Annotated in this window: 23 protein-coding genes; 9 read left to right on the forward strand and 14 right to left on the reverse strand. The window is 65.4% G+C overall.

Translation table 11 applies throughout. The features are described from left to right. The first annotated feature begins 140 nt into the window (after positions 1-140). From WBP06_RS21375 to WBP06_RS21390, 4 genes are all read left to right on the forward strand, one after another. Positions 141-2,723, forward strand: a complete 2,583-nt coding sequence (locus tag WBP06_RS21375) for a TonB-dependent receptor (RefSeq protein ID WP_395337057.1) — start codon at positions 141-143, stop codon at positions 2,721-2,723. A gap of 62 nt (positions 2,724-2,785) precedes the next feature. Beyond that, positions 2,786-3,403, forward strand: coding sequence for an EthD domain-containing protein (locus tag WBP06_RS21380; RefSeq protein ID WP_395337060.1), 618 nt, complete (start codon positions 2,786-2,788; stop codon positions 3,401-3,403). Then, complete coding sequence (locus tag WBP06_RS21385; protein WP_395337062.1) at positions 3,403-4,185, forward strand: SDR family NAD(P)-dependent oxidoreductase; 783 nt, start codon at positions 3,403-3,405, stop codon at positions 4,183-4,185. The genes WBP06_RS21380 and WBP06_RS21385 overlap by 1 nt, the downstream gene beginning before the upstream one ends. 37 nt (positions 4,186-4,222) lie before the next feature. Further along, positions 4,223-5,005, forward strand: coding sequence for an SDR family NAD(P)-dependent oxidoreductase (locus WBP06_RS21390; protein WP_395337064.1), 783 nt, complete (start codon positions 4,223-4,225; stop codon positions 5,003-5,005). Between the two features lie 39 nt (positions 5,006-5,044). Here the strand turns inward: WBP06_RS21390 and WBP06_RS21395 are convergent, their stop codons facing one another. Next, positions 5,045-6,142: a zinc-binding dehydrogenase gene (locus WBP06_RS21395; protein ID WP_395337066.1), complete on the reverse strand. Its 1,098-nt coding sequence runs from the start codon at positions 6,140-6,142 to the stop codon at positions 5,045-5,047. Next, positions 6,139-7,794, reverse strand: a complete 1,656-nt coding sequence (locus WBP06_RS21400) for a GMC family oxidoreductase (RefSeq protein WP_395337068.1) — start codon at positions 7,792-7,794, stop codon at positions 6,139-6,141. The genes WBP06_RS21395 and WBP06_RS21400 overlap by 4 nt, the downstream gene beginning before the upstream one ends. 225 nt (positions 7,795-8,019) lie before the next feature. Here WBP06_RS21400 and WBP06_RS21405 point away from each other — a divergent pair, with 225 nt between their 5' ends. Both WBP06_RS21405 and WBP06_RS21410 read left to right on the forward strand, forming a co-directional pair. Beyond that, a complete protein-coding gene (locus tag WBP06_RS21405; RefSeq protein WP_395337070.1) occupies positions 8,020-10,419 on the forward strand; it encodes a TonB-dependent receptor in 2,400 nt (799 codons plus the stop codon). Positions 10,420-10,457: 38 nt separating this feature from the next. After that, entirely contained in the window at positions 10,458-11,201 is a 744-nt protein-coding gene (locus WBP06_RS21410; protein WP_395337072.1) for an SDR family NAD(P)-dependent oxidoreductase, read from the forward strand. On the opposite strand, the gene WBP06_RS21415 is transcribed toward WBP06_RS21410, so the two are convergent. After that, positions 11,186-11,665 carry a nuclear transport factor 2 family protein gene (locus WBP06_RS21415; protein WP_395337074.1) on the reverse strand — a complete coding sequence of 160 codons (480 nt, stop codon included), beginning with the start codon at positions 11,663-11,665 and terminating at the stop codon, positions 11,186-11,188. The two genes, WBP06_RS21410 and WBP06_RS21415, sit on opposite strands and share 16 nt — an antisense overlap. Before the next feature lie 31 nt (positions 11,666-11,696). Here WBP06_RS21415 and WBP06_RS21420 point away from each other — a divergent pair, with 31 nt between their 5' ends. Further along, positions 11,697-12,809: a DUF1214 domain-containing protein gene (locus WBP06_RS21420; RefSeq protein ID WP_395337076.1), complete on the forward strand. Its 1,113-nt coding sequence runs from the start codon at positions 11,697-11,699 to the stop codon at positions 12,807-12,809. 9 nt (positions 12,810-12,818) lie between these two features. Here the strand turns inward: WBP06_RS21420 and WBP06_RS21425 are convergent, their stop codons facing one another. Next, the gene (locus WBP06_RS21425; protein ID WP_395337078.1) at positions 12,819-13,514 is read right to left on the reverse strand and encodes a hypothetical protein; all 696 of its coding nucleotides are present in this window, start codon (positions 13,512-13,514) and stop codon (positions 12,819-12,821) included. A gap of 170 nt (positions 13,515-13,684) precedes the next feature. On the opposite strand from WBP06_RS21425, the gene WBP06_RS21430 reads away from it, so the two are divergent. Continuing rightward, positions 13,685-14,488: a sugar phosphate isomerase/epimerase family protein gene (locus tag WBP06_RS21430; RefSeq protein WP_395337080.1), complete on the forward strand. Its 804-nt coding sequence runs from the start codon at positions 13,685-13,687 to the stop codon at positions 14,486-14,488. A 59-nt stretch (positions 14,489-14,547) separates the two neighbouring features. Here the strand turns inward: WBP06_RS21430 and WBP06_RS21435 are convergent, their stop codons facing one another. From WBP06_RS21435 to WBP06_RS21480, 10 genes are all read right to left on the reverse strand, one after another. Then, entirely contained in the window at positions 14,548-15,513 is a 966-nt protein-coding gene (locus WBP06_RS21435) for an aldo/keto reductase (RefSeq protein ID WP_395337082.1), read from the reverse strand. A gap of 20 nt (positions 15,514-15,533) precedes the next feature. After that, a complete protein-coding gene (locus WBP06_RS21440; protein ID WP_395337084.1) occupies positions 15,534-16,070 on the reverse strand; it encodes a nuclear transport factor 2 family protein in 537 nt (178 codons plus the stop codon). 65 nt (positions 16,071-16,135) lie between these two features. Then, complete coding sequence (locus WBP06_RS21445; RefSeq protein WP_395337086.1) at positions 16,136-16,621, reverse strand: SRPBCC domain-containing protein; 486 nt, start codon at positions 16,619-16,621, stop codon at positions 16,136-16,138. Between the two features lie 10 nt (positions 16,622-16,631). Next, positions 16,632-17,402, reverse strand: a complete 771-nt coding sequence (locus WBP06_RS21450; RefSeq protein ID WP_395337088.1) for an SDR family oxidoreductase — start codon at positions 17,400-17,402, stop codon at positions 16,632-16,634. Further along, entirely contained in the window at positions 17,399-18,892 is a 1,494-nt protein-coding gene (locus WBP06_RS21455; RefSeq protein WP_395337090.1) for an FAD-dependent oxidoreductase, read from the reverse strand. Before WBP06_RS21455 ends, WBP06_RS21450 begins: the two co-directional genes overlap by 4 nt. Positions 18,893-18,996: 104 nt before the next feature. After that, positions 18,997-20,034: a 4-hydroxy-2-oxovalerate aldolase gene (gene dmpG, locus WBP06_RS21460; RefSeq protein WP_395337092.1), complete on the reverse strand. Its 1,038-nt coding sequence runs from the start codon at positions 20,032-20,034 to the stop codon at positions 18,997-18,999. Between the two features lie 18 nt (positions 20,035-20,052). Continuing rightward, positions 20,053-20,994 (reverse strand): acetaldehyde dehydrogenase (acetylating), encoded by a 942-nt coding sequence (locus WBP06_RS21465; RefSeq protein ID WP_395337095.1) that lies wholly within the window; start codon positions 20,992-20,994, stop codon positions 20,053-20,055. 13 nt (positions 20,995-21,007) lie between these two features. Beyond that, positions 21,008-21,811 (reverse strand): fumarylacetoacetate hydrolase family protein, encoded by an 804-nt coding sequence (locus tag WBP06_RS21470; protein WP_395337098.1) that lies wholly within the window; start codon positions 21,809-21,811, stop codon positions 21,008-21,010. Next, on the reverse strand, positions 21,808-22,623 hold the full coding sequence (locus WBP06_RS21475) for an alpha/beta fold hydrolase (RefSeq protein ID WP_395337100.1): 816 nt from the start codon (positions 22,621-22,623) through the stop codon (positions 21,808-21,810). Before WBP06_RS21475 ends, WBP06_RS21470 begins: the two co-directional genes overlap by 4 nt. A 14-nt stretch (positions 22,624-22,637) precedes the next feature. Next, positions 22,638-23,849 carry an acyl-CoA dehydrogenase family protein gene (locus tag WBP06_RS21480; protein WP_395337101.1) on the reverse strand — a complete coding sequence of 404 codons (1,212 nt, stop codon included), beginning with the start codon at positions 23,847-23,849 and terminating at the stop codon, positions 22,638-22,640. A gap of 191 nt (positions 23,850-24,040) precedes the next feature. Here WBP06_RS21480 and WBP06_RS21485 point away from each other — a divergent pair, with 191 nt between their 5' ends. Continuing rightward, on the forward strand, positions 24,041-24,808 hold the full coding sequence (locus WBP06_RS21485) for an SDR family oxidoreductase (protein ID WP_395337102.1): 768 nt from the start codon (positions 24,041-24,043) through the stop codon (positions 24,806-24,808). The last annotated feature ends 5 nt before the right edge of the window (positions 24,809-24,813 follow it).

The following is a 24,813-nucleotide window of genomic DNA, read 5'->3' on the forward strand; positions in this document are numbered from 1 at the left end:
TCTCGGCCATATCATGACAGGACCATACCCGCCGCGGCGTTGTCGTTTCGGCAGGCGATCGTCCTTGTGTCTTTCCCCGGACCTGCGGCCCCCGCCGCACAAGAATACAAGAACGATGTCGAGTGGAGAGGGAGACAATCGTGACCAAGAAGAAGGAACTGGCGTCCGCCACGCGGATGCGGGCGAAGCATTGCTGGCTGTCGGGCGCGGCACTGGCGGCACTGTTGCCGATGGCGGTTCAGGCGCAGGATGGCGGGCAAACCGCCCCTGATGCCGCACCGCAGGCCCATGCCGCCCCGGCGGGCATTACCGAGATCATCGTCACCGCCAACCGCCGCGCGGAACGCGGGCAGGACGTGCCGATCGCGATCACCGCAATCTCGCCCGACCGGCTGGAAAAGCAGAGCATCGCCAAGGAGCAGGACCTTCAGGCCAGCGTGCCCTCGCTGGTGGTGGGGCCCAATGGGCAGGGTTCGCGCGATTCCATGTCGTTCACCTTGCGCGGACAGGGCGCGACCTTCCAGGCGTCCCCCGGCGTCGTGGTCTACATGAACGAAGTGCCGCTGCCGGGCGCGCTGACGCTCAGCCAGCAGGGCGGGCCGGGCAATTTCCTGGATCTTGAGAGCATGCAGGTGCTGGCCGGTCCGCAGGGCACGCTGTTCGGCCGCAACACCACCGGCGGCGCGGTACTGCTGGTGCCCAAGAAGCCGGGCGAACTGCTGGGCGGCTGGATCAAGGGCGAATTCGGCAATTACGACCGCACGTATCTGGAAGGCGCGGTGAACCTGCCGATCGTCGAGGAGAAAGTGCTGCTGCGCGTGGCCGGCGCCTATCACGACCGCGACGGCTTCACCCGCGACGTCACCTTCAACAAGGATCGCGATGACGAGCATTGGTATTCGGGCCGCGTCGGCCTGACGCTGCGCCCGGTGGACGGCATCGAGAACTACACGATGGCCTACTACTCCAAGTCCAGCAACAATGGCGCCGGGCTGGTCAATCGCGGCTTCAACATCGATGCGTTGAAGAGTCGGGGCTTCTGCGCCGACGCGCCGGACACGCCCGGCCCCATCGGCGTGCCCTGCGACGTCTACCGTGCGGTGACGGCCGATGCGGAGGCGCTGGGCCCGCGCAAGACCGCATTCTCGACCGATGTGTTCCAGCGCACGGTGACCTGGGGCGTGACCAACACCACCGCGATCGACCTGTCGGACACGGTCACGCTGCGCAATATCGCCAGCTACCAGAAGTTGAAGCTGGGCTATCGCTATGACGGCGACGCCTCGATCCTGCAGCAGCACGATGCCGATCCCGGCGTGGTGCCCGCGCCGGGCGTTGTGACGATGCCGGTGCTGGGCTATCCGGTGACCTACACCAACGCCACGCTGGACAGCGAACTGCCGCGCGACAACATGCGCCAGATCACCGAAGAACTGCAGCTTCAGGGCAAGACGCTGGGCGGCCACCTGGACTGGACCGTGGGCGGGTTCTACTATGACCAGAAGCCTGACGGCCCGCAGGGTTCGCGCGCCGTCGTCTATTGCCCGGCGCTCTACACCGGCTTCTGCGAGGCAGGCTACAACACCTATGGCACCAGCACGAAGTCCAAGGCGCTCTATGCGCAGGCGACGCTGGACCTTGGGGCGCTGACGCCGGCGCTGGACAAGCTGCGCTTCACCGGCGGCTTCCGCTATACCTGGGACCATATCGACGGGTTCGCATCCCAGTACCAGCGTTCCACCACCGATCCGACCAAGGCGGTTTGCGGGTCGGACAGTTCGCTGGTCGATTTCGCGACGGCGGCGGATACCTGCCGTCTGGAAGCCTCTCTGCGGACCAAGGCGCCGTCGTGGACGGTGGGGCTGGACTACAAGATCACGCCCAGCATCCTGGTCTTCGGCAAAGTCAGCCACAGCTACAAGGCAGGCGGTTTCAACCAGTATGCCGTGTTCGAGAACACGCGCACTTTCAAGCCGGAGAAGGTGACCAGCTACGAAGCGGGCGTAAAGTCCGATTTCTTCGTGGGTGAGGTGCCGTTTCGCCTGAATACGTCCATCTATCATGTGGATTACAAGGACATCCAGCGCGCCACGGGGGACTACAACCCGGCCACCAACGCCGGCGGCGCGCGCACCAACAATGCCGATGCGCGGATCAACGGCGTGGAAGCGGAAGCATCGATGCGCCCGTTCCCCGGCCTGGAGATCGGCGGCAACTTCAGCTATACCGATGCGAAGTACACCAAGTATCAGTTTGAGACGAACACGCCGATCATGGCCTGTAACGGTTATGTTCTGCCCAAGGCCTATGGTGGTACCGGCATAGCCGACAGTTCGTGCCTCGATTTCCAGTATACCGCACCGTACATCTGGAGTGTCCACGTTTCCGCCGATCACGATCTTGGTGGCGATATGTGTACGCTGACGCTTTTCGTGAACTACTCGCACACCTCCCGCCAGTACACCGAGGCGGTGCAGCTGCCGGAAAACCAGCCGGGGGCCTATCTGGAGGCGTTCGGCCTGCTCAGCGCGTCGCTGGACTGGAAGGGCGTGGCCGGCACCAATTTCGACCTTGGCCTGTTCGGCACCAACCTGACCGACAACCTCTACCGGATCAGCAATTCGGACGTCTATCAAGACACCGGGCTGCTCTATCGCGCGACGCTCTATGGCGAGCCGCGGATGTACGGTTTGCGGCTGAAGTACCACTTCGGCGGTGAATGATGCCGGAGCGGAGCGACGCAGCCTCAGTGCTGTATCGCTCCGTCAAGGGCAGGAGGCAGGCCATGAAAAGCATCTGCGCGCTGGTGCATCGGCCGGATCGGGATCGGGCCTTTTTCCAGCGCTATTATGAACAGCATCATGCCCCGCTGGCGGCGCGGCTGTTCCCGTTCCGGGGCTATGCCCGCAATCATGTGGACATGGCGGACGGATTCGGCTGGGACACGATTTCGGAGTTCTGGGTGAACGACCCGCTGGCGCCGCAGCGCGTCATCGAGGGGCCGCACGCCGCCATGCTGCGCGCGGACGAGGATCGCTTTCTAGACCGCACGCGCCTTACCCCGGCGCGGGTGGAGGAACATGTCCTCTCTTCCGGCGATCCTGCCGATGCCGACGGGCGGCGCCTGGCGGTGCTGTTGAAAGCCACTGCCGATGCTCTCGCGTGGGGCGACCCTGCCATGGCTTGGGGGCGGGATCTGGCCCGGCGTCGCTCCGGTGTGGTTCTGGACATCCTGATCGACCGGACCAGCGGTTTTCCTGCCGACGCGGTGCTCTGGCTGGCAGGGCACGACGATCCGGGACCGCCGCCGGACGGCATCGCGGCCCGGCTGCTGAGGATGCACCGCCATGAGACGGACATGACGACCAATCACTCTGATTTCGACAATGAAGGACATGCATAATGGGAAGGCTTGAAGGCAAGGTGGCGATCGTCACCGGCGGCGCACGCGGCATGGGGGCGGCAACCTGCCGCCGCTTCGTGGCCGAAGGGGCCAAGGTGGCCATTGCCGATGTGCTGGACGAAGCCGGACGGGCGCTCGCCGCCGAATTGGGAGATGCTGCCGGGTTCTGGCATCTGGACGTGACGAGCGAGGCTGATTGGGCCGCCGTCGTGCAGGGGGTGGAGGAACGCTTCGGCCCGGTGAACGTGCTGGTCAACAATGCCGGAATCCTGCATTTCGCGGGGTTGCTGGATACCAGTCTGGCCGACTATCGCCGCGTGCTGGACGTCAATCTGGTCGGCGAATTTCTGGGCATCAAGGCGGTGGCACCGGGCATGGTGGCGCGCGGCAAAGGCGCCATCGTCAACGTATCCTCGGTGGACGGGATGAAGGGCGCGAACGGCCTTTCGGCCTATGCCTCCAGCAAGTGGGGCGTGCGCGGGCTGACCCGCGTGGCCGCCATGGAACTGGGCCACAAGGGCGTGCGCGTGAACTCCGTCCATCCCGGCGGCGTCGATACGGTGATGACCAACCACGACGGTTCGCCGCGCGACAAGGTGGACAAACGCTTCGGCAATATCCCGCTTCAGCGCGTGGGCGCGCCGGAGGAAGTGGCAGCGGCCACCGTGTTCCTTGCCAGTGACGAGGCATCCTATCTGGCGGGCGCGGAAATCGTCGTGGATGGGGGCATGATCGTCGGCGCCTATTATCAGGGAATGCCCGGCGCCCCAGGAATGGATTGACGGGGCGAATGGACTGATCGGGCGAAAGGGAAGAGAGATGGAAAAGCAGAACTTCGAACCCGCGCTGGGCGCGCCGTCCAGCCCGGTGGTGGTGACGGGCGGAGCCTCCGGCATTGGCCTTGCCAGCGCCCGCGCTTTGGCGGCGGTTGGCCGCCCGGTGGCGCTGTGGGACATCAACGAGGCTGGCGCGACGGCTGCGGCGGCGGAAATCGCCGACGCCTGGGGTGTCGCCGCCATCGGGCTGGCGGTGGACCTGCGCGATCCGCAGGCGATTGCAGAGGCCGCCGCGAAAACGCGTGAGGCGTTGGGTCTGGTGGGCGGAATCGTCCATTCGGCCGGCACCGCCGAAGTGACTGGCATCGACGGGGTCACGCCCGAATTGTGGGACAAGGGAATTGCGCTGCATGTGCGGGCAATCGTCAGTCTGGTGCAGGCGTTCCGCGCCGACATGCGCAGCCTGCCCGGTAGCAGCGTGGTGGCGCTGTCCTCGATCAACGCGACTTTGGGCAGTGGGTTGATCCCGATCTATAGCGCGGCAAAGGGCGCGGTGATCTCGCTGGTGCGTTCGATGGCGGACGAGCTTTCCGCCGATGGCATCCGCATCAATTCGGTCAGCCCCGGCCAGATCGATACGCCGATCATCGCTGCTGCCAAGGCCGCGCTGCCCGGTGTGTTCGAGCGGCGCATCTTCCTGGGCCGTTTCGGCGCGCCGGAGGAAGTCGGACGGGTGATCCGCTTCCTGCTATCGGATGAGGCCAGCTACATCACCTCGTCCGAAATCGTGGTGGACGGCGGGAATATCCATTCGCCCCGCCAGTGAGGAAAACCTCGCCCCCGGCATTGCGCCGGGGGCGATGCGTCATTCTTCCGAAAAGCTCACCACGACGCGCAGCGCATCGCCCGATTTCATCAGCGCGAAGCCTTCGTTCACCCGCGCCATGGGCAGGCGATGCGTCACCAGATCGTCGAGATTGAGCGCCCCTTCCGCATAGTGATCGAGCAGCGCCGGAAGCTGGCTGCGCCCACGCACATTGCCCATGAACGATCCTTTGACCGTGCGGCCCAATTGCAGGTCGAACGGCACGATCTGCATCGTCTCGCCATCCGCCGGCACGCCCAGCACGACGCAGCAGCCCCAGCCGATCCGGGTGCTTTCGAATGCCTGCCGCATCAGTGTTGCCTTGCCCACGCATTCGAAGGCGAAATCCGCGCCGCCGCCGGTGATGGCGCGAATGGCGGCGACCGGATCGGTGCTGGTGGGATCGATGAAATGGGTGAGGCCGAAGCGCTTTCCCTGCGCTTCGCGGTCCGGGTTCAGGTCAATGCCGATGATCGTCCGGGCCCCGGCCAATCGCGCGCCCTGCACGACGTTGAGGCCGATGCCGCCAAGGCCGAATACCGCGACGTTCGCGCCCGCGTGGACATGCGCGGTGTGCAGCGCCGCACCCACGCCCGTCGCCACGCAGCAGCCGGCGGTGCAGGCCAGATGCAACGGCACGTCGGCACGGATCGGGGCGACATTGCGTTCGTGCATGACCACGAACTGGGCCAGCGACCCCACGCCCGAGTAGGCGGAAACCGGCCTGCCGTTCAGCGAAAAGCGTGTCGGCTGCGTGGCGATTTCACCCAGGAACACTTCGCAGAGGTTGGTCTTGCCGGAAAGGCAGTTTGCGCAGGCGCCGCATTCGCCGATGGCCAGCGCGATGACATGGTCTCCCACCGCCACCGATGCGACGTTCACACCCACTGCGCGCACGATTCCGGCGCCTTCATGGCCGACGACGACGGGGAAGGGGTAGGGCGCGGCCTTGCCGTCCAACTGGCTGAGATCGGTGTGGCACAGTCCGCTTGCCATGATCTCGATCAGGACTTCGCCTTCGCCCGGCGGGGCAAGGTCCAGTTCCTCGCGCACCAGCGGCGCGCCCGGCGCGTGGCAGACCATCGCTTGAACTTTCATGCTTTCTCTCCCGGAAGCTGGGCGGCAGGCGGGGGCGTGCGGCCCAGGATCATGTCGGCCGCCTTCTCCGCAATCATGGCGACGGGGATCGCCGTGTTCCCGCCCACCAGATGCGGCATGACGGAGGCATCGACCACGCGCAGCCCGTCCACGCCGCGCAGGCGCAATTGCGGGTCCAGCACGGCCCCTGCGTCGGCGCCCATGCGTGCGGTGCCTACCGAGTGGTAATCGGCCTCCGCATGGGCGCGGATGTGGGCGTCCAGCGCTTCGTCGCTCTCTACGGAAGCGCCGGGCGCCAGTTCCTCGCCCCGGCACGCGTCGAAGGCGGATTGGGCGAAAATGCGGCGGGCGGCGCGGATTCCCTCACGCATGACGCGGCGATCGTGCTCGGTGCCGTTGTAGTTCTGGTCGATCACCGGCGGCGTGGCGGGATCGGCGCTCGCCAGTGTGACGGAGCCGCGCGCTTCGGGGCGCGCGACGTTGATGTGGGCGTAGAAGCCGTGGCTGGGCTCCATCGTGCGGCCGTTGTTGGCGAACAGGGCCATGACCAGCAGCATCTTGATGTCGGGTTCCGTCAGCGCCGGGTCGGAGCGCACGAAGGCGGCGACCGACATGCCGGGATCGGCCAACGGCCCGCTGCGCGTGGCAAGATACTGTCCCATCGCCATCGCGCCGCGCAGCGGGCTCAGATAGCGGAGCATCGACCAGGGTTTGGTCGACCGATACTTCACGTGCGTGGCAAGGTGGTCCTGCAGGTTGCGGCCCATTTCCGGTATATGCGCGACCACTTCGATCCCGTGGCCGCGCAACTGCTCCGCATCGCCAAGCCCGGACAGCATCAGCAGTTGCGGCGTATTGATCGCGCCGCTGCTGACGATCACTTCACGCCGGGCGAGGGCGGTGTGTTGCTTGCCCTGCTGCCGATAGACCACGCCGCAAGCGCGCTTGCCCTCGAACAGCACGCGCAAGGCCTGCGCGTCGGTCAGCACGGTCAGATTGGGTCGATGGCGCACCGGTCGGAGATAGGCCGAGGATGCGCTTGATCGCCGCCCGCGCCCGATCGTGAGGTCCACCGGCCCCACGCCGTCGCGCGTCGCGCCGTTCAGGTCGGCGCAGAACGGATGGCCTGCCTGCTGCCCCGCTGAGACGAACGCCCGGGCAAAGGGGTGATCCTGCCCGGCGCGGGTAACGGCGATCGGCCCATCGGCGCCATGCCAGCGATCCTGAGACGGGGCATAGCTTTCCAGCCGGCGAAAGTAGGGCAGCACTTCGGCAAAGGACCAGCCGGTGCAGCCCGTCGCCGCCCACCGGTCATAATCCGAATGAAAACCCCGGTCGTACGTCATGCCGTTGATGGAAGATCCCCCGCCCAGAACCTTGCCGCGCGGCAGGTAGAGCGGCCGGTCATCAAGGTTTCGCTGCGGCGCGGACATGTAGCGCCAGGCATGGCTGCCGCGCATCATGATCGGTAGCAGACCGCCCGGTGCGGCGATCAGCGGGCTGCGGTCGTTTCCGCCCGCTTCCAGCAGCAGGACGCGGCAACCGGGATCGGCGGACAGGCGATTGGCCAGGATGCAGCCGGCAACGCCCGCCCCGGCAATGACGAAGTCAAAGCGCTGCACATCGCCGGTTGGGGCGATTCCATGGTCCATGCTCTCTCCCAACGCATTCTCGCGGACGCGCGCAGCGAACCGTCATTTGCGTAAATATGGCATCAAAAATACGCGCGAACAAGAAACATATTGCCATATGATTAGGCAAATCATATTCAATGAGGGTGAATCGGATGCGCGAAAGCGTGCCGTGATTCAGATGCGCAAGGGCGCACAAGGATTCAGATGCGCAGACGCGCACAAGGGTTTCGGGAGAGAAAGATCGTGAATAGGTTCCTGGCCGCCTCGGCCCTCGCCACCAGCATGTCCATCGTCGCCGTTCCGGCACTTGCCCAGGATGCCGTTCAGGATGGAACCCAGGCTGCTGCGCCGGCGCCGCAGGGGGCGAAGCAGGAAGTGGAGATCGGCATCGGTGACATCGTCGTTACCGCGCAGAAGCGTTCGGAAAACGTCCAGAACGTGCCCATTGCCATCTCGGCGGTCAGCAGCGCCTACCTCGATAGCCGTGGCGTCGATTCCATCGACAAGCTGGGCACCATCGCCCCCAACATGAAGATCGAGCGTGCGCCCGGTTCCAAGACCGTTTCGCAGATCTCGATCCGTGGCTCGGTGACGATCAACCCCGCGATCACCTGGGAACCGGCAGTGGGCCTCTACCTCGACGGCGTCTACATCGCCAAGGCGCAGGGCTCCATCTTCGACATCGCCGATCTGGAGCGGGTGGAAGTGCTGCGCGGCCCGCAAGGCACGCTCTATGGCCGCAACGCGCTGGCCGGCGCGGTGAACCTGATCACGCGCAAGCCCAGCGGCGAACTGGGCGGCACGATGGAAATGACTTACGCCAGCTTTGACGAGATGAAGCTGCGCGGCGTGCTGGATCTGCCGAAGATGGGCATCTTCTCGGTCAAGCTCTCCGGCCAGTATCGTAGCCGGGGCGGGTTGATCGACATCGTGCCCAATCCGATCCCGAACGTGCCGGCCGCGCAGCCGCTGCGCGTGAACAAGACGGACTCGATCAACAGCGGCAGCTTCATGGTGCAGGTCCGCGCCGAACTGGCGGACAACGTCACGGCGGATTACACCTACGACTACAGCCGCAGCAAGCAGACGCCGCAGCTGTCGCAGCTTCTGCAAGTGAACCAGAACGGCGATCCGCGGGACATCTTCGATCCCAATTCGCCCAGCTATCCCTTCGTCGGCGCGAATTTCCCGCTCAATCTCTACACTGATCCCAAGCGCGTCACGACTGCGTCGATCGATGCCGACGTCTATGAAAAGACCCGCAGCTACGGCCACGCGCTGACGCTGACCGGCGAATTCGGCGCGGCGACGGTGAAGTCCACCACTGCCTATCGCAACCTGAAGTATGACGACGGACTGGATCTCGATGGATCGCCGCTGCCGGTGGCCTATACCCAGCGCCTGACCGACTATCATGCCTTCAGCCAGGAATTGCAGGTCACCGGCAAGGCGCTGTCCGACAAGCTGTCCTACGCGGCGGGGGCCTTCTACTTCACCGAGAAGGCGGCAACCGACAATCCGCAAAGCTATTTCGGCGGCGGCACCAACCTTGATTCCGACTACGGATCGCACACCAAGGCCTTCGCGTTCTACACTCAACTCGATTACGAACTGCTGCGCGGCCTGAAGCTGACCGTGGGCGGACGCTACACGCATGAGAAGAAGGACATCCGCCGCTTCTTCCGCGTCAATTACGATGCTGCTAACGGCATCACATCTCCGGTCGTCGTGGCCGACATCCCCTATGGCGGCGTGCCCGATGCCAAGTACAACAGCTTCACCCCCGCGGTTACGCTGGGCTATGAAGTGACCGACCAGGTCAACGTCTATGCCCGCTATGCGAAGGGCTTCAAGTCGGGCGGCTTCAATGGCGAAACCAACGTCTTCGTCGCGCCGACGCCGGACTGCCCCTCGGGCGCGCTGGAACTGTGCAATCCATACAAGCCCGAAACGGTCGACAGCTACGAACTGGGCATCAAGACCAAGACCTTCGGCAATCGCCTGATCTTCAACGTGTCGGCCTTCCGGGACGAGCACAAGGACATGCAGCTGGCAGTCTTCACTGCCGGCCTTGGCGCCGCCTCCATCGTGCGCAATGCCGGTGCGGCGCGCATCCAGGGGCTTGAGTTCGAAACGGTGTTCCATCCCTTCGACGCGCTGACGCTGAACGGATCGCTGGCGCTGCTCGATCCCAAGTACAAGCGCTTCATGGATCTGGTGAACGGGGTGGAGACCAACGTGGCCGACAATCGCGCCTTCCCGCATGCGCCGAAGGTAACGGCATCGGGCGGCGCGGACCTGCGTGTTGCCGAAGGTGACTGGGGCCAGCTGAACTTCTACGCCGATGTCAGCTACGTCGCGAAGTACTACACCTTCCCCTATGCACTGGTGACCGACAATCCATCGGACCAGAACGCGCACACCACGCAGTCCAAGGGGCGCACCATCGTCAACTTGCGCGCCAGCCTGACCAAGCTGCCGCTGCTGGGCACCGATGCGGAACTTTCGTTCTTCGTGCGTAACCTGACCAAGGAAGCCAATCCGGGCAACTTCATCGACTTCGGCCCCAGCTTCGGCGGCATGGTCGTGGGCTATTTCCCCGAACCGCGCACTTTCGGGGTGACGGCCGGCGTGAAGTTCTGACACAGCGCCGGAAACAAGAACGAGAACGGGAGACGGCCATGCTCTTTGCAGGCAAGAAGGTACTGATTACCGGCGCGGCATCGGGCATCGGCCGCGCCACCGCCATCCGCTTCGCGGCGGAAGGCGCGGCGGTCACCATCGGCGATCGCAATGCGGCGGGTCTGGAAGAGACTGCCGCGCTGATGGCGATCGCGCCGGTGATCCAGACCTACGATGCCACGGACCTGGCATCCTGCCGCGCACTGGTGGACGTGGCGGCCCGCGATGGGCTGGACGTGCTGTGCAACATCGCCGGAATGCTGAAGTGGGGATCGTCGGAGACGTTCTCGCTCGACGATTTCGAACTGCTGCTGAAGATCAACACCACCAGCGTCTTCGCGCTGTGCCAGGCCGCCCTGCCGCATCTGGTGAAGAGCGGCGGCAACATCGTCAACACCGCCAGCACCGCCGCGCTTCAGGGCATTGCCTATACGATCGCCTATTCGGCATCGAAGCATGGCGTGGCGGCGATCACCAAGGGGCTGGCCATCGAATACGGTGCCAAGGGCGTGCGCGTGAACGCGATCTGCCCCGGCCATGTCGAAACGCCGATGACCCGCGATACGCCGGTGCCGGAAGGCGATATCGACTGGTCGCTGGTGATGCGCAACGCGCCCAAGTTGCGCGACGGATCGTGCACGCCGGATGACGTGGCGAACATGTTCGCCTTCCTTGCCAGCGATCAGGCCAGCAAGGTGACCGGGGCGCTGTTCACCGTGGATGGCGGTCAGCTCGCAGGCTGACCGGGGATCAGCAAGATGCGTGCGGCCTCATTGCCGTCCAGCAGGGCATTGCGGCGGTGAACCACTCGCCACCCTTCTGTGCGGCGCGCAAGCGTCCAGCGGTTGGCGGCGACGCGATAGGGCGCGAACCCTGCGGGGCCATGGCGGAACACCACGCTATGGCCCCGAGCGGTAGCGGCGTTTCCGTCGACTTCCACCGCCACTGGGCCCAGCAGATGCGCACACCCATCGGCCATCAGCGCACGGTGGGTTTCGCCTTCTATCAAGGCGGCGATCGCGGCATGGCCTTGGGCCTGCGCGAAGCCGACCACTTCATAGATGCCATCCTCGGCCCAGAGCGCGGCCAGTGCCGCCGCCTGCCCGGCATCGGCCAGCGGGCCATAGCTGGCGATCATATCGCGGATCGCTTCGCGGTCTTCCAGCACGCGCAGCCGCGCGGCCAGCGATTCAAGCAGTTCGGACATTATTCCTCCCATCGGAAAGGGGTTTGCAGCCATGGCTGATCACCGGAATTTCGAAAGCGGTCATCTCGATAGCGGCCATCTTGATAGCGTCTGGCGCCAGTTCTGCGCCGCGCTGGCGGAGGCGGGCGAAGTGCTGGCGCGGCCGGCCACGCCCACCACGCCGATCGATCAGGCGGAAGGGCTGCGCTATCTCAGCCGCCTGACGCGCACGGCGCTGAACATGCTGGTGGATTCCGCCGATCCCGATTTCCCGCGCCTGTTCATGCTCTGTGACGACAGGATCAAGATCGGCGCGGACAACCCGGACAATATCTACCAGCAATGCGTCGTCAGCCCGGACCGGACCTATCGCATCACCGGTAAGCGCAACACGGTTCCCTACTTCTCCATCGGCAGCAAGGCGAACCGCTACGCCACCGACGGCACAATGGTCTCCACCGGAGAGCTTGAATTCGCGGACATGGAATTCGGCCCGGACGGCAGCTTCGAAGTGATCGTCAGCGCCGCGCCGCATCCGGGCAACTGGCTGCCTATGGCGCAGGACACGTCGCTGCTGATCGTGCGCCAGACGTTCGACGACAAGCGCACGCAAGTGGCGGCGGACGTTCATGTCGAGCGGATCGGTGCCGGCCCCGCGACGCCCGCCGTGCTCACGCCCGCTGCGATCGAGGGGCAACTGATGGGCGCGGCGCAATGGGTACGCGGCACGGCCAATACGTTTGCGGACTGGTCCGAATGGTTCAAGGGCCAATCCAACGCGATCTATGACGGCGATCAGCAGGTGTTCTGGAAGGCCGGCGGCGACCCGAACATCTGGTACGGCCACCTCCATTTCGACCTTGCGCCGGGGGAGGCGCTGGTGATCGAGGCACAAGTGCCCGAATGCCGCATGTGGAATTTCCAGATCGACAACTGGTGGATGGAATCGCTGGATCACGTGCATCAGAAGGTCTGGGTCAATGGCTCTCAGGCGCGGTACGAGGCGGATGGCAGCGTGGTAGTGGTTTGCGCCGATGCCGATCCCGGCTTCGGCAACTGGATCGATCTGGCCGGGCATCGTTCGGGGACGGGGCTGTGGCGCTGGATCGGGGCGAAGGACTATCCGGTGCCGCGCTGCCGCGTGGTCAAACTGGCGGAAGTGTGAGCATCCGGCTCACACTTCGACCACGGAGAGAATGTGATCGCCATCCCCCGGGAACACGTAGTCCAGTTCGAAAAACATGCACTCGCCAAGCTGGCCGGCCTTGACCAGATCGGTCTCGATGAAGACCTGCACGCCATTGCGGCCATAGGCGAAGCGGGTGCAATCCCCGAACACCGGTGAGGCATCGAGCCGCGCATCGACGGCGGCATCGCCCCGCCGCGCGCGGTTGGCGGTGACCTTGATGCGGCCGCGAAATTCGGGATCGTTTTCGGCCAGATCGCGCAAGGCCAGCGCCAGGTCTTCCAGATCCTCCAATGACGGCACCAGGAAGCCGAAGTGGAAGCTGGCCTCCGGATCGGAAGCCAGCATCGCGCGGTACGCCCCCACCGCCGGGTGCTCCTGCGCTGTGCCCAGGCCCAGTGTTGCGTGCATGGCTTCGATCAGCCGGACTTGCGGTTCGGGCAGGGCGGAAAGATAGACGATCCCGTCACCCCGCGCGAAGTGGGTGGGATTGACCACGAAGCGATAGAAGTTGCCATGGGGCAGCGGCAGCATCTGGGTTTCGACAAGTCCCAGCAGCGAAAGCAGCCGCGCGGCGGCTGGTCCATCCCCGGCCGGGCCATAATGGAGCGCCAGATGACCCATGGTGCGACCCTCGGGGCTGGGCAGGGCATTCGTCATATCGTTCGCGGGCACCGTGGCCATGGCAATGCGTCCTCTCGCGTCTCGACAGATTGCCGGGACATTGAACGTCATGCGCCATGGAATCAATGTTTGCGTATCATTATATGGAAAAATCCACGGAATAGCATGTAAAATGAAATCGGGATGATTGATTGCGTATTTAAATCAACGCAAGTTCGTTATCGAAAGGTATGACGAACCGACTCGCTCTCGACCACATCACGACGGTGGACGCCACGCCCGCCCAGCTTGCCAGGGCGGCATCCGCGGCGGGGTGCGGCGGGATCTGTCTGTTCATGGAGCCGATGGCGGTGCTGCCGGTGATGCCGCAGTTCGACATCATCGGCGACACCCGCGCCCGGGCCGACTTCAAGCGCGTCTTGAGCGATTGCGGGGTGGTACTGGACCTGGCCTATCCCTTCACGCTGGCAGGGCGAACCGATCCGCTGGGTTTCGAACAGGCGCTGGAATGTGCGGCGGAGTTGGAGGCGGGCTTCATCAACGTGCTGGCTTATGATCGCGAACCGGCAAGGCGGACGGATGTATTCGGCCGCTTCTGCGAACGCGCGTCGGCGCACGGGCTGCGTGTTGCGGTCGAATTCTATCCGCCCTCGCAGGTCCGTTCGCTGGCGGAGGCGCTCGATCTTGTTCGGGCGGTCGGGCGGCCGGGGCAGGTGGGGATCAATGTCGACCTGCTTCACCTCATGCGCTCCGGCGGAACGCTGGAGGAACTGGCGGCGACACCGGGCGAGTACATCCTCTACGGGCAGCTTTGCGACGGCCCGGCCACGGCGCCGGACGATCTCGATGCGGAAGCATCGTCGGCCCGGCGGCTTGGGGGAGAGGGCGATTTCGACCTTGCCGGCTTCGTGCGCGCCCTGCCTGTGGGCACGCCGCTCAGCGTCGAAATTCCCCGCAATCACGCCCTTGCCGAACCGCGCGAGGCCCGGGCCATGCGTGCGGTCGAAAGCGTGCGCAGTGCGCTTTCCCGGTAATAAAAACGGCGGGGAGCCTCCCCGCTCCCCGCCGTTACCTGACCCGCGGTCCGCGTGGGTCAGGCCGCGTGGAGCTGGGCCAGCTCCGCTGCGGAAAGGGTCAGCGCCGCCGCCTTGACGCTCTCGGTCACCTGCTCGGGGCTGGATCCGCCGAAGATCGGCACCGTCTGGTCGGGCTGATTGGTGAGATAGGCGAGCACGACCTCGTTGATCGACACTCCATGCCGATCCGCCAGCGCGCTGGCTGCCGCGAGGCGGGCGTCGTTCACCGGATTGGCATAGCGCGCGGTCAATTGATCGCCGAGGTCGGCGCCCTTGGCCCGTTTGGTGAAATAGCCGCCGCTCTGCGCGGCGTAGGCCAGGACCGGCAAGCCGGCGGCGTGGACGCCCTCGTACTCGCCCTCGTAGTAGTGGACATAGCCCTGCTGCGCGGCTGCGGCAGTGTCGGGCACGGCAAGGCCCCAGAACGTCTCGGACGCGACGAAGCCCGGCTTGTCGATCGATGCGGCATACGTGTTGGCCGCCTTGATGCGTTCGGCCGACCAGTTGGAAGCGGCGAAGTGGCGGATGCGTCCCGCCTCCTGATGCTGGACGAGGGCATCGACGATCACCTCGACCGGCGCATCCTCGTTATCCATGTGCAGGAAATAGAGGTCGATAGTCTCGATGCCGAGGTGGTCGAGGCTCTGTTGCAGGTCCTGCGCCACATCCTCGGGCGTGCAGCGGTTGCGATAGTCGCCTTTGCGCAAGTCGAAGAAGCCGCCCTTGGTGGCGATCACGAAATCCTCGCGCTTGCGGGTCTTTAGCCAGGCGCCGACCGCGCGCTCGCTGGCTCCCGCCGGAGCATCCGGCATCCAGTCGCCATAGGATCGGGCGGTGTCGATGAAGTTGCCCCCGTGGGCGGCGAACGTATCGAAGATGGCGTTCGAACGGGGCTGGTCGATCATCCAGCCCAGCATGTTGGTGCCGTAGCATAGCGGGCTGACCGAAAGATCGGTGCCGCCAAGGATAACGCGTGAAAGCATCGGGCAATCTCCCGCGAAAGTCAGGCGACCTCGTCCCATTGGATGAGGTGGGTGATATCGGTCCGCTCCGCCGGTTTCAGGCCGGTTCTTGCCAGCATGTGTTCGGTGATGCGGGTATCTGGCCCGATCGGCTGCACCACTTCGATCACGCGGTCGTACTCGGTGCTGGCGACCTTCCATTGCCCGCCCTCACGCCGATAGCGGTCGCGGTAGATGGCGCTGCCGAAAGTGTGGTCGCCGCGTTCCAGATCGATGAAGATGTCTTCCAGATACCACACGCCTTCGGCCGAATTGTCGCCGGTCAGCGTGATTTCCGGGCTGTGGCCGTGGTGCATCGCCAGCGCGCCCGAATGGAACGAATTGGCGAGGAAGGTCATCATCTCCGCCTTGCCCGAAAACGTCACGCGATAGGCACCGCCGCGATAGTCCACGGCGATATCATCGGTGAACAGGCCTTCCAGCAGCGCCATGTCGGCGGTGTCGATGCCGCGGAAGTAGCGGTGCTTGAGCATGCGGATCTCTTCGAGATCGGTCAGTTGCTGAAGGGTCATGGCCATGATGTCAGTTTCCTTTGGAGGCGGCCCAGAGCGCTTCGGCACGGGTCTTGAGGGCGCGGCCACTGTCATCGAACGCGCGCTTGACCCAGGGGCCGGCGAAGCGTTGGACATGGATGCCGTTCACGCCCAGAAAAAGCGTCGGTGGAGGCATAGCGGCATGACTCCGCGCCCGTTGCGGCAATCACCTGATCGCGCCGGGCGGGGTAGGGCCATTCGCGCGACCACGGCAGCGACCAGGAGAGCAGGCGTTCCGGCTCGAACCCGCAGATGAATTCGCAATTGGGTACCAGCGTGCCGGGCGCAGCGTAGTTCACAAGCGCCATTTCCACCGGCGCGCCCATTTCCAGAGTGGAGCGGGCGCGCACGCAGAACGGGTTCCAGTCGGCATAGGCGTCGAGATCGGTCAGCACCTGCCACACCACGCGGGCAGGGGCGGCGATTTCCACGGTATCGCTGACGGTCACCGCTTCGGGGTCCAGCCCCTCCACCGGGTCTTCGGCCAGCAAACGCGCGGTCTTCATCCAGTCGAGGTCGATCCATTCCGGCAACATATGCATCTCCTCAGGGTGCGACCCAGTCGCCGCCGTTGACGTCCAGCGCGGCGCCGGTGATCTCGCTGGCGTAGTTCGACAACAGGAACAGCACGGACTTGGCGCAATCCGCATCGCGCGGGATGTGGCCGACCGGGATCTGTGCGATGCGCTCCTTCAGGAAAGCATCGGCGCCGTCGCCCTGCGTTTCCAGCCAGGCGTCCAGCGGGGCGCCCATCATCCAGCCCATCAGCGCGGTATTCACGCGGATGCCCGTTCCCGAAAGTTCGACGGCAAGCTGGCGGGTCATCTGGCCCAGCGCGGCCTTGGCCATCGCATAGCCGCCTTCGCCCGGCATCGGCTTGCGCGTGGCGAGGGTGGAGACGTTGACGATGGAGCCGCCCCCTTGCGCCTTCATCGTCGGGATCACCGCCTGGGCCATCCGCAGGCCGCCGATCGCGATCACATCCAGCGCGGTGCGCAGCTGGTCGAGGTCGTGGCTTTCCAGCGGCTGCCAGTCCGGGTGGTAATAGGCCGAATTGGCAAGGCCATCGATGCGGCCCCACTTCGCCAGCGCGGCATCGGCCAGCGCGCGACATTGTGCCATGTCGGCCACGTCGCAAGGCACGGCGATCGCCTCTCCGCCTTCGCCACGAATATCGGCGGCCAGCGCCTCTATGGCATCGCGCGAGCGCGCGGAGACGACCACGCGCGCACCTTCGCGCGCCGCCGCGCGGCAGAGCGCCTGCCCCATGCCGGGGCCCGCGCCGGTTATCACGACGACTTTGTCCTTCAGAATCATGCCAGTTCTCCCGCGCTTATCGTTATTGTCGTATCCGCCACCGCCGCGCGTCCGGCCTGTCGCCCGAAGAATGTGCAGTCGGCCAGACTGAGGCCGGAGCTGTAGCCATGCCCCCAGGCCGGCAGGCCCGACGCGCAGCGCCCGGCGGCGTAGAGGCCGGGCACCGGCTGCCCGTCCCGGCCGATCACGCGGCCATCGATATCGGTGTGCAGGCCGCCCAATGTGAAGAATGAGAAGTAGGTGCTGTCGAAATTCAGCTCCAGCGCCACGAAGGGCGCGTCTTCCAGCGGTGTAAGGATCGGCGACTGCTTGTCGAACAGCGGATCGCGGCCTTCGCGGGCATGGCGGTTGTAGAACGCCATCGTGGCAGAAAGGGTGCCCTGCGGCATCTCCAGTTCGGCTTCGACCTCTTCCCAGCTTTCCCCCGTCGCGGCGATGGTGATGCGCGCGATGTCGAGCGGCTGCACGAAATGCGCCATGTCGAGCAGGAGGTAGACCTTGCTGCCCGACTGGTCGAGCATCGTGCGGCTGACCCGGCCGTGGTAGCAATCCTCGTTGATGAAGCGCTGGCCCTGCTCGTTGACGAACACGCCATAGGCATGGCTTTCGGGCATCGTCCAGGGGCAGGTGGTGAAGAACTGGTCCATGTGGATGGCATCGCCGCCCGCGCCCATGCCCAGCAGGATGCCGGTGCCATCGTCCTTCTCGCCAATCGGATCGTGGATCCTGCTGGTGAGCGGGGCGTAGCGGCGCAGCATGTCCGGGTTCATCGCGAAGCCGCCGGTCGCCAGCACGACCCCGCGCGTGGCGCGCACGAAGCGGTTCGCATTGTCGATCCGGGCGACGAGGCCGACGATGCGCCCGTCCTCTTCCACCAGCGCGATCACGCGGGCGTCGGTCATTACCTCAACCCCGGCCTCCCGCGCGCGGGCTTCCAGAATGTCCACCAAAGGGCGCCCGCCACCCCAGCCCACGTGCTGGATCACGTGGCCGCGCGGGGCCGGTTTGGCGTGATCGCGGAACGGTGCGGCGGCTTCGCTGCCGGACCAGATCAGGGTGGAATCGTCGGTCGGCTCGATATGCTTTCCGGGCAGGAAGTTGCCGCGATAGGGCACGCCCTGCGCCTTCAGCCATTCGTAGTGAGTCAGCGCTTCGCGGGCGTAGAGGTCGCACTTCGCCTCGTCCGCGCAAGGGCCGCCGGCCATCTTCAGATAGCGGGCGAAATCCTCGGTGCTGTCCTCGAAGCCGGCGTTGCGCTGGGCGTCGGTGCCCCCGCTGCCGCCGATGTAGATTTCGCCGCCGGACAATGCGGAGGCGCCGCCGCTGCCCGAATTGCGCTCGAACAGCATGACGCGGGCGCCGCCGCCGCGTGCTTCTATGGCGGCGCAGGCACCGGCGGCACCGAAGCCGACCACGGCCACGTCGGTCTCATGATCCCAGCTCGGGACTTGCGCCGCCGGGAAGGGCTTGTGCAACGAAATGTCGGGCATGGTTCTCCCTCGGGCTTCCTCTCGGGTGGCACGCTTCCGTCTTTGCGCGGAAAGCTGTGCCGGGGCGGATGCCGCCGGTCGGTGACCGGCAGCATCCTTTCGCATCAGACCTTTGCGGCCTTGAGCATGTCGAGCGCGACGTCGACGATCATGTCCTCCTGCCCGCCCACCATCTTGCGCTGGCCGAGTTCGACCAGGATCGCGCGGGTATCGAGGCCGTACGTCTCGGCCGCCTTCTCCGCATGGCGCAGGAACGAGGAATAGACGCCGGCATAACCGAGCGCGAGCGTCTCGCGGTCGACGCGGACCGGGCGGTCCTGCAAGGGACGGACGAGGTCTTCGGCCGCATCCATCAGTGCCATGACGTCGCAGCCGTGATTCCAGCCCTTGCGGTCGGCAGCGGCCACGAAAACCTCCAGCGGCGCATTGCCCGCGCCTGCGCCCATGCCCGCCAGCGAGGCGTCGATACGCACTGCGCCTTCCTGGGCGGCGACGATCGAGTTGGCGACGCCCAGCGACAGGTTGTGGTGCGCGTGCATGCCGCGCTGGGTTTCCGGCTTCAGCACCCGGTCATAGGCAGCAAGGCGCGCGGCCACACCGTCCATGTCCAGCGCGCCGCCGCTGTCGGTGACGTAGACGCACTGCGCGCCGTAGCTTTCCATCAATACGGCCTGCGCGGCCAGCGCTTCCGGCTCGATCATGTGGCTCATCATCAGGAAGCCGGAAACGTCCATGCCCAGATCGCGGGCGATGCCGATGTGCTGTTTCGAAACGTCCGCCTCGGTGCAGTGAGTGGCGACGCGTACCGAGCGTACGCCGATGTCGTAGGCGCGGCGCAGTTCCTCCACGGTGCCGAGCCCCGGCAGGATCAGCGTGGTGAGCACGCTGTTTTCCAGCACGTCCGCCACCGCTTCCAGCCATTCCCAATCGGTATGCGCGCCGAAGCCGTAGTTGAAGCTGGTGCCGCTGAGGCCGTCGCCATGCGCCACCTCGATCGCGTCCACGCCCGCCTTGTCCAGCGCGGATGCGATCGCGCGCACGTGGTCGATGCCGTACATGTGGCGGATGGCGTGCATGCCGTCGCGCAGCGTCACGTCCTGGATGTAGATCTTTTCGCCCGCATCGACGTTGAACTTGCCCATTATGCTAACTCCTGCGGATCAGGCTGCGGTCGCGGCGGCCATGCGGCGCTCGGCGAGAAGTTCGCCGGTGGCCTTAGCGGCGGCGGTCATGATGTCGAGATTGCCGGAATAGCTGGGCAGGTAGTCGCCCGCGCCTTCCACTTCGAGCAGGATCATCGTCTTCACCCCCGTGAATTCGCCCATGCCGGGGATCTTCAGCGGATTGTTGTCGCCGAAGCGTTCGAACTGCACTTCCTGCTTCAGGCGGTAGCCGGGCACGTACTTCTGCACTTCGGCCACCATGTCCTTCACCGACTGGCGAATGGCATCCTCATCCGCGCCTTCGGATAGCGTGAAGACCGTGTCACGCATGATCATCGGCGGTTCGGCGGGGTTCAGGATGATGATCGCCTTGCCCTTGGTGGCGCCGCCCACCGCCTCGATCGCGCGCGAAGTGGTGCGCGTGAACTCGTCGATATTGGCGCGCGTGCCGGGCCCGGCGGAGCGGGAGGAGACCGAGGCGACGATCTCTGCATAGTGCACCTTGCCCACGCGGCTGACGGCGGCGACCATCGGGATCGTCGCCTGCCCGCCGCAAGTCACCATGTTGACGTTGGGCGCGTCCAGATTGGCACGCATGTTGACCGGCGGCACGATGAACGGGCCGATCGCGGCGGGGGTAAGGTCCACCACCTGGATGCCGTCGGCGCGCAGCGCCTCGTCATGCACCTTGTGCGCATAGGCGCTGGTGGCGTCGAAGGCGATGCCGATCTCGGGATAGCAGGGCAGCTTCTTCAGCCCCTCGATCCCCTCGTGCGTGGTTGCCACGCCGTGCTCACGCGCCATGGCGAGGCCTTCCGAAGCGGCATCGATACCGACCACGGCAACGAGTTCCATGTTCTGGGGATACTTGATCATCTTCATCATCAGGTCGGTGCCGATATTGCCCGAGCCGATGATCGCGGCTTTCACGCGTGCCATGGGTACTGCGTCCTTACACAAAGCGGGCGAGGCAGCGGCCGATCGCCTTGCCGCCTTCCGCGGGGTTCCTGTCGGAAAGGATCATTTCGAAGCTGTCGCCCTTCACGGCGGCGGCCAGCGGCACCAGCGATCCGGAAAGGATCACGTCGCCGGCATCGAGCGTGACGCCATAGGCGCCCAGCGTATTCGCCAGCCACGCCACTGCCTGCGCAGGATCGCCCTGCACGGCGTGGCCGTAGCCTTCGGACAGCGGCTCTCCGTTCTTGGTCACTGCCACATGCAGGCCGGGAAGATCGAACGCGCGCGGGTCCAGGCGCTCCTTGCCCAGCACGTAGACGCCGCAGGAAGCATTGTCCGACACGGTATCGACGATGCCGATCTTCCAGTCGGTGATGCGGCTGTCGACGATCTCGAAGCAGGGCGCGATGCTTTCGGTGGCGGCCAGAACCTGCTCGGCCGTGACGCCAGGGCCGGACAGTCCTTCCTTCAGGATGAAGGCGATCTCCGCCTCCGCGCGCGGGGCGATCAGCGCCTTGGCGTCCACGTCGATATCGCCGTCGACATGCATCCAGTCGGTCAGGAAGCCGAAGTCTGGCTGATGCACGCCCAGCATGTCCTGCACGGCCTTGCTGGTGACGCCGATCTTCTTGCCGACGACCTTTTCGCCATCGGCCAGCCGTCGCTTCAGAAAATCGAGGCTGATGGCATAGGCATCGTCCACCGTCAGCGCCGGATCGCGCGCGATCAGCGGGGAGAGGGTGCGGCGTTCCCGCAGGGCCTCATAGAGTTCCTGCCCGTGGCGTGTCGCGACCGTCATCGCAGGAACTCCACGACATAGCGGTTGAACTCGGCCGCGCGCTCCACCTGCACCCAGTGCCCGGTATGCGCGAAAGTGATTGCGCGCACGTTCGGGCAGCGTTCGAGGAAGAGGCGGGCGTGGCTTTCCGGGCAGAACTCGTCGTCCAGGCCCCAGAGCACGAAGATCGGTTGCTTCACTTCGCCAAGGCGGGGGCTGAGATCGGGCGTGCGCATCCGCACGATCACGTCCTTGGGCTGGGTGCGGGCCACTTCGAAGCGTTCGGCCACCAGTTCGTCGGTGATCAGGTGATGCGCCTCGGCATGGAGCAGGTTGCCGATCAGGCGGCGCTGCTCGTCCAGATTGAAATCCGCGCCGCCGAAGTTGGAGACCATCTTGGCGATGCCGGGCATCACGAAATAGGCCTCACGCTCGGCCACGCAGCCGGGCGCCATCAGCACCAGCTTTTCGGCGAAGGTGGGATGATCCAGCGTCATCTGCAGGGCGATCCCGCCGCCCAGCGAGTTGCCCACCAGAACCGCCCGATCGATGCCGTGCGCCACCAGCGCCTCATGCAGCGTGTCGGTGAAGAGCTGGAGCGTGTAGTCGATCCCCTCCGGCTTGGAGGACGTGCCGTAGCCGATCAGATCGGGCAGCACCACGCGGAAGCCCGCCGCCACGAAGGCGTCGATATTGCCGCGAAAGTTGGACGCGCCCGATGCGCCGGGCCCGCTGCCGTGAATGAACACGACTGCGGGGCCTGTGCCCGCCTCGCGGATTTCGATCTCGTGACCGCCGCTGACCCGGTAACGGGCCGATTTCAACGTAGCCATCGTGCCGCCTTCCCTCAAAGGAACGTGAAAGTGGGTGCCTGACCCAGCATGCCGCCGACAAAATCGGTCGTGCGGTTGTTCGGATCGTTGGCGACGTGGGCGCGGCCGGCGTGGAGATCGAGCCAGGGCTGGATGATCTCGCTGGACATGTAGACCGCGCGGCCGCCCAGCAGCTTCACCATGTCATCCACCAGTTCGGCCATGCGCCGCACGACCGAGGAGGAATTGTAGGCGTAGCGGGTGCGCTTCTCCATCGGGATCGCCTCGCCGCGTTCGGCATGGGCCATCAGGTCATCGAACGTCAGGCGCAGCGTCTGCTCCATCTCGGTCACTTCCGCTTCGGCGCGCGAGATCGCCGCCATCAGGAAGGGATCGTGCTTCGATGCCTTGCCGGTGTTCGTCGAAACGCGGCTCTGCGCGATGTCCATCGCCGCGTTGATGGCCGCGCGGGCGCCACCGAAAGCGGCCGTGGAGACGGATCGGGTGAAGACCTGCGCCCAGGGCAGGGTATAGAGCGGCCCCGGATTGGTTTCCTGACCCGGGTTGTCGCAAAGGAACCCGTCCATCGCGCGGTGCGTGCGGTATTCGGGCACGAACACATCATCGACGATCACGTCATGGCTGCCGGTGCCCTGCAGGCCGAAGACATGCCAGGCGTCGGTATCGATCGTGTAGTCGCTGCGCGGCAGCAGGAATGCGCGCATGTCCGGCGCGCCGCCCGGCTCGCTGGGCGGCACCAGGGCACCCAGAATCACCCACTGGCAATGCATCGACCCGGTCGAGAAGCCCCAGCGGCCCGAAAGGCGGAAGCCGCCGTCCACCGGCGTGACCTTGCCCACCGGCTGATAGCTGGAAGAGGCGAGCGCGGACGTATCCCCGCCCCAGATCTCCACCTGCGCCTCTTCGTGGAACAGCGCGATCTCGTAAGGGTGGCAGCCGACCACGCCGTACATCCAGCCAGTCGACATGCAGCCTTCGGCCAGCGTCTTCTGCACATCGAAGAAGACATTGGGATGCATCTCGTACCCGCCCCAGCGGCGCGGCTGCAGGATACGGAAGAAGCCGGCTTCGTGAAGCTCGGCCATGGTTTCGGCCGGAACGTCGCGCTCTGCGACGCAGCGGCGGGCGCGTTCCTTAAGCGTGGGCACCATGGCGCGCGCACGGGCAACCAGTTCCTCGGGACTGGGCACGGCGGCGTCTGACGGCGCGGAGGCTGCGCTGGCCATCTTTGCGATCTCTCCCTTCATTCGAATCAATTTGCGCCCTTTGGCGATGACTTCGTAATTTGAAATGACATTGGATACGCAAATCGTCAATTGAAAACCCATTCCGCTTTCGATATTGCCAAATTCGAATCTGGTGCAGGAACGAATCCTGCAATCGGAATAGTGAACGGGATCAGAGGGAGAGGGCCGCCGTGCAGGGCAGGCAGCAGATCGATCTTTCAGGGCGCGTCGCGATCGTCACCGGCGGCACGCGCGGCCTGGGTCTGGCAATGGCGCAGGCGCTTGCCGCCAGCGGCGCGCGTGTCGTGGTGTGCGGGCGCAATGCGCCGGAATCGCTGCCCGCCGGGCTGACCTTCCACGCGGCGGACATTCGCGAGGCGGATCAGGCGCGCGGGCTTGTCGATGCGGTGGTGGCCGAACACGGCCGGATCGACATCCTGGTCAACAATGCCGGCGGTTCGCCGCAGGCCGATGCCGCCACGGCCAGCCCGCGCTTCTTCGACGCCATCGTGCGGCTGAACCTTCATGCGGCGATGTACATGGCGCAGGCCGCGCACGCGCCCATGAAGGCGCAGGGCGGCGGCAGCGTGGTCAACATCGCCAGCGTTTCGGGCATTCGCCCGTCGCCGCAGACCGCCGCCTACGGCGCGGCGAAGGCGGGGCTGCTGAACCTGACGCAGAGCCTGGCGCAGGAATGGGGGCCGGACGGCATCCGCGTGAACGCGGTGATCGTGGGCCTGATGCAGACCGAAACGGCGGGCGCGACTTACGGCGATGCCGAAGCGCAGGCGGCCGTCGGCCATTCGCTGCCGCTGCGCCGGATGGGGCGCGGCGAAGATATCGCAGGCGCGGTTCTCTGGCTCTGCTCCGATCTGGCGAGCTGGGTCAGCGGCGCGCGCATCAACGTCGATGGGGGCGGCGAGCGGCCGTACTTCCTCGACCTCGTGAAAGGAAACTGAAGGCC

This window comes from Novosphingobium mississippiense (genome assembly GCF_044029535.1).
Classification (GTDB): domain Bacteria; phylum Pseudomonadota; class Alphaproteobacteria; order Sphingomonadales; family Sphingomonadaceae; genus Novosphingobium.

Coding starts and splice junctions, on each gene's coding strand:
- WBP06_RS21380 (WP_395337060.1), top strand. CDS start 2,786: ATGAAAAGCATCTGCGCGCTGGTGCATCGGCCGGATCGGGATCGGGCC.
- WBP06_RS21385 (WP_395337062.1), top strand. CDS start 3,403: ATGGGAAGGCTTGAAGGCAAGGTGGCGATCGTCACCGGCGGCGCACGC.
- WBP06_RS21390 (WP_395337064.1), top strand. CDS start 4,223: ATGGAAAAGCAGAACTTCGAACCCGCGCTGGGCGCGCCGTCCAGCCCG.
- WBP06_RS21395 (WP_395337066.1), bottom strand. CDS start 6,142: ATGAAAGTTCAAGCGATGGTCTGCCACGCGCCGGGCGCGCCGCTGGTG.
- WBP06_RS21400 (WP_395337068.1), bottom strand. CDS start 7,794: ATGGACCATGGAATCGCCCCAACCGGCGATGTGCAGCGCTTTGACTTC.
- WBP06_RS21410 (WP_395337072.1), top strand. CDS start 10,458: ATGCTCTTTGCAGGCAAGAAGGTACTGATTACCGGCGCGGCATCGGGC.
- WBP06_RS21415 (WP_395337074.1), bottom strand. CDS start 11,665: ATGTCCGAACTGCTTGAATCGCTGGCCGCGCGGCTGCGCGTGCTGGAA.
- WBP06_RS21420 (WP_395337076.1), top strand. CDS start 11,697: ATGGCTGATCACCGGAATTTCGAAAGCGGTCATCTCGATAGCGGCCAT.
- WBP06_RS21425 (WP_395337078.1), bottom strand. CDS start 13,514: ATGGCCACGGTGCCCGCGAACGATATGACGAATGCCCTGCCCAGCCCC.
- WBP06_RS21430 (WP_395337080.1), top strand. CDS start 13,685: ATGACGAACCGACTCGCTCTCGACCACATCACGACGGTGGACGCCACG.
- WBP06_RS21435 (WP_395337082.1), bottom strand. CDS start 15,513: ATGCTTTCACGCGTTATCCTTGGCGGCACCGATCTTTCGGTCAGCCCG.
- WBP06_RS21440 (WP_395337084.1), bottom strand. CDS start 16,070: ATGGCCATGACCCTTCAGCAACTGACCGATCTCGAAGAGATCCGCATG.
- WBP06_RS21445 (WP_395337086.1), bottom strand. CDS start 16,621: ATGTTGCCGGAATGGATCGACCTCGACTGGATGAAGACCGCGCGTTTG.
- WBP06_RS21450 (WP_395337088.1), bottom strand. CDS start 17,402: ATGATTCTGAAGGACAAAGTCGTCGTGATAACCGGCGCGGGCCCCGGC.
- WBP06_RS21455 (WP_395337090.1), bottom strand. CDS start 18,892: ATGCCCGACATTTCGTTGCACAAGCCCTTCCCGGCGGCGCAAGTCCCG.
- dmpG (WP_395337092.1), bottom strand. CDS start 20,034: ATGGGCAAGTTCAACGTCGATGCGGGCGAAAAGATCTACATCCAGGAC.
- WBP06_RS21465 (WP_395337095.1), bottom strand. CDS start 20,994: ATGGCACGCGTGAAAGCCGCGATCATCGGCTCGGGCAATATCGGCACC.
- WBP06_RS21470 (WP_395337098.1), bottom strand. CDS start 21,811: ATGACGGTCGCGACACGCCACGGGCAGGAACTCTATGAGGCCCTGCGG.
- WBP06_RS21475 (WP_395337100.1), bottom strand. CDS start 22,623: ATGGCTACGTTGAAATCGGCCCGTTACCGGGTCAGCGGCGGTCACGAG.
- WBP06_RS21480 (WP_395337101.1), bottom strand. CDS start 23,849: ATGGCCAGCGCAGCCTCCGCGCCGTCAGACGCCGCCGTGCCCAGTCCC.